Origin of the sequence: Mycobacterium sp. (genome assembly GCF_050701675.1) — a bacterium.
Lineage (GTDB): Bacteria > Actinomycetota > Actinomycetes > Mycobacteriales > Mycobacteriaceae > Mycobacterium.
Genome location: NZ_JBOGDD010000059.1, coordinates 1 through 3620, shown reverse-complemented (window position 1 = coordinate 3620; position 3620 = coordinate 1). Strand labels below are relative to the sequence as shown.

The 3620-nt window shown below is 67.4% G+C and carries 4 protein-coding genes; 3 read left to right on the top strand and 1 reads right to left on the bottom strand.

The window, feature by feature from the left end; all coding sequences use genetic code 11:
* Nucleotides 1-324, top strand: a 324-nt coding sequence (locus ACRDUX_RS01815) for a nitroreductase family protein (protein ID WP_526410441.1), incomplete at its 5' end; no start/stop codon positions are given.
* Here ACRDUX_RS01815 and ACRDUX_RS01810 read toward each other — a convergent pair.
* The gene (locus ACRDUX_RS01810) at nt 293-760 is read right to left on the bottom strand and encodes a hypothetical protein (RefSeq protein WP_526410439.1); all 468 of its coding nucleotides are present in this window, start codon (nt 758-760) and stop codon (nt 293-295) included. The genes ACRDUX_RS01815 and ACRDUX_RS01810 overlap by 32 nt on opposite strands.
* A gap of 187 nt (nt 761-947) precedes the next feature.
* Here ACRDUX_RS01810 and ACRDUX_RS01805 point away from each other — a divergent pair, with 187 nt between their 5' ends.
* Nucleotides 948-2201, top strand: coding sequence for an ammonium transporter (locus ACRDUX_RS01805; protein ID WP_526410443.1), 1254 nt, complete (start codon nt 948-950; stop codon nt 2199-2201).
* A gap of 106 nt (nt 2202-2307) precedes the next feature.
* Nucleotides 2308-3620, top strand: a 1313-nt coding sequence (gene glnT / locus ACRDUX_RS01800) for a type III glutamate--ammonia ligase (protein ID WP_526410437.1), incomplete at its 3' end; no start/stop codon positions are given.

Below are 3620 nucleotides of genomic sequence, written 5' to 3'. Positions count from 1 at the left end.
GACGAGAAGACCGCGCTGTACTCCGGCGTCGACACCGGTGCCGCCATGGCCAACCTGGCCGTGGAGGCGGTGGCGCGGTCGCTGGTGGTGCATCCGATGGCCGGGTTCGACGCCGAGGCAGCCAGGGCGGCGTTCTCGATTCCCGACGGGGTGCGCCCGCTCGTCGTCGTCGCGGTCGGCTCCCTTGGCGACTACGCCACGGCCGCCGAGGAGATCGTGGAACGCGACTCGCTTCCGCGTGAGCGGCTCCCGCTCGAGGACGTCGCGTTCGCGGGCACGTGGGGGTCGGCGTTCACGCCTGGCACTTGGTCGCCAGCGCCTTGACCTCGGCTTCGAACTGGTCGTTGAACGCTTTGACGGCCATCCCCGCCGGAGGCATCGCGGCACCAGGGGCGGTGTGCTTGGCCTGAACGTCGAAGTCGATCTTCGCCTGGACGAGCCAGTTCGCGGTGCGCGCCACGTCGGCCGCCGGCCCCTTGAGGTCGGCCGCCGTGACCTTCGCCGCCCGGTCGGTCAGCCCGTCCGCCCAAGCCCGGTAGTCGAACGCACTGGGCTCGGTCGCCGCCTCGTACGACCCAGGTGCGGGATCGTGGGTCTTGGCGTTGAGCGCGTCGATCTGAGTCCTGTTGAACGACAGCAGCTCGCGCACCGGAGCGCATTCGGCTGAGGACGGACCGCGGAAGAACAACCAGTAGACGGCCGTTGCGACGACGGCGGCCACCAACACCACGACGGTCGTCAGCGGCTTGACTCGTTTCACGCCTCTCAACGTATTGCTTGTCGGCTTCTCGCCGTGAATTGCCCGCTACGACTGCCCTGCCGCGAGGTCCTCGGGGACGTTTACGCGCCCGCAACCTCCCGATCCCGTCCACGTAACAGAATCATCGGTTACTGCCAGTGATCGGCCCCGCTCGGGGCCGCCCACCCAGGAGATGTTGATGGACGTAGTGGATACGGGCACCACGGCATTCATGCTGTGTTGCATCATCGGGCTCACCCTGATGATTCCCGGGCTTGCGCTGTTCTACGGCGGCATGGTCTCGGTGAAGAGCTCGACGAACATGATGATGATGACCTTCGGGGCCGTGGCGGTCGTCGGGGTCCTCTGGGTGCTGTTCGGCTTCTCGATGGTCTTCGGCACCAGCTACGGCGGCTTCGTCGGAAGCTTCACCGAGTTCGCCGGCATGAAGGACCTGCTGGAGACGCAGACGACGATCTCCGGGCTACAGGTCAGCCTCTTCGCACTGTTCCAGGCGCTGTTCGCCGCCATCACCGTCGCGCTGATCTCGGGCGCGGTGGCCGACCGGATGAAGTTCGGCGCCTGGATGGTGTTCGCGACCGCGTGGGCCGTGCTGGTCTACTTCCCCGTCGCGCACTGGGTGTTCGCCTTCGACGGCACGGTGACCAAGGATTCCGTCGGCGGCTGGATCGCCAACAACCTCAAGGCGATCGACTTCGCCGGTGGCACCGCGGTGCACATCAATGCGGGCGCCGCCGCACTCGCCGTCGCGATCGTGCTCGGCAAGTCCGCGATGTTCGGCCAGCTGCGCAAGCCGCACAACGTCCCGCTGACCCTGCTCGGCGCCGGACTGCTGTGGGCCGGTTGGTACGCGTTCAACGGCGGATCGGCGCTGGCCGCGGGCAACTCGGCAGCCATCGTGATGGTCACCACCTTCGTCGCCACCTGCGCGGCGACCCTCGCCTGGCTAGCCGTCGAGAAGTTCAAGGACGGCCACGTCACGGGCGTCGGCGCGGCATCCGGGGCCATCACCGGCCTGGTCGCCATCACCCCGGCGTGCGGTGCGGTCACACCCATCGGCGCCATCGTCCTCGGCGCGATCGCCGGCGCGATCTGTGTGTACGCGGTGGGCCTGAAGTCGCGGTTCGGCTACGACGACTCGCTCGACGTCGTCGGCGTGCACCTCGTCGGCGGTGTCATCGGCACGGTGCTGATCGGCCTCTTCGCCAGCGAGAGCATGCCCAACGCCACCAACGGGCTGTTCTACGGTGGCGGCTTCGGCCAGCTGTGGAAGCAGATCATCGCCGCAGGTGCGGTGATGATCTACTCGTTCGTGGTCGCGTTCGCGATCGCCTTCGTCATCAAGAAGACGATGGGCATCCGCATCTCGCCCGAGGACGAGGAGAGCGGCATCGACGCCAAGCTGCACCGCGACGTGTCCTACGAGCTGCAAACCCAGTAGAGAACTGGCCCCGATCGGCGCGATTCGCCCCGCGCCGGTCGGGGTCTCTCGCGCTGCGAAGCGTTTCTTACGGTGATACTTTGATTCTCGACATGAGACTAGGACGATGATGGCGTCAACGGAATCCACCGACCTCGCCGCTCTCGCACGGGACGCGGGCACCAGGTTCGTCCTCGCACTGTTCGTCGACCTGCGCGGCAAACCGTGCGCAAAACTCGTGCCGGTCGAGGCCATCGACCTCCTGGCTCGAGACGGCGTCGGATTCGCCGGGTATGCCGTCGGGGCCATGGGCCAGGAACCCAAGGATCCGGACCTGGTGGCGATGCCGGATCCCGCCTCGTTCACCCCGATCCCCTTCATCAAGGAGGGACTAGCGATCGTGCACTGCGATCCGCACGTCGAGGGCAAACCCTGGCCGTACGCGCCACGCGTCATCCTCAAGTCACTGATCCAGCGAGCCGCCGACGCCGGCTTCGAGCCGTGGGTGGGCGCCGAGGTCGAGTACTTCCTGCTGACCCGCAATCCCGACGGCAGCCTGGCAACCGCCGACACCGCCGACACGGCCGCCCAACCCTGTTACGACGCCCGCGGCGTCACCAGGATGTACGACCACCTGACCACCATCTCGTCGGCGATGAACGGGCTCGGCTGGGGTAACTACGCCAACGACCACGAGGACGGCAACGGCCAATTCGAGCAGAACTTCGAGTTCGCCGACGCCCTGACCACCGCGGACCGGGTGATCACCCTGCGTTACCTGTTGTCGATGATCGCCGCCGAACGCGGCATGATCGCGACGTTCATGCCCAAGCCGTTCGCCGATCGCACCGGGACCGGCTTGCACCTGCACCTCTCGTTGACCAGCGGCGGTGCTGCGGTCTTCCCCGACGGGGCCGACGACCGCGGCCTCGGCCTCTCGGCCACCGCGTACTCGTTCATCGGCGGCATCCTCGATCACGCCTGTGCCCTGCAGGCTGTCGTCGGACCAACGGTCAACTCCTACAAGCGAACCGGGGCTCTGACGACTTCATCGGGTGCGTCGTGGGCGCCCAGACAACCGACCTACGGCGGCAACGACCGGACGCACTACATCCGGGTGCCGGACGATCAGCGGGTGGAGTTGCGGGGCGGGGACGGGTCGGCCAACCCCTACCTCGCGGTCGCCGCCGCCCTCGGCGCGGGCATCGACGGCATCAAGCGCAGCCTCGACCCAGGGGCCCTCGGCGCCACCGCCGACCGGCCCGCACTGCCGCCGACGCTGCTGCACGCGGTGGACGAACTCGAGAGCGACCGGGTGATCGCGGGCGTGCTCGATGCAGCGGGCGACGGGGTTTCGAGCTATTTCGCCAACATCAAGCGCGACGAGTTCTTCACCTACCACAGCACGGTCAGTCCGTGGGAGGTCGAGCAGTACCTGAC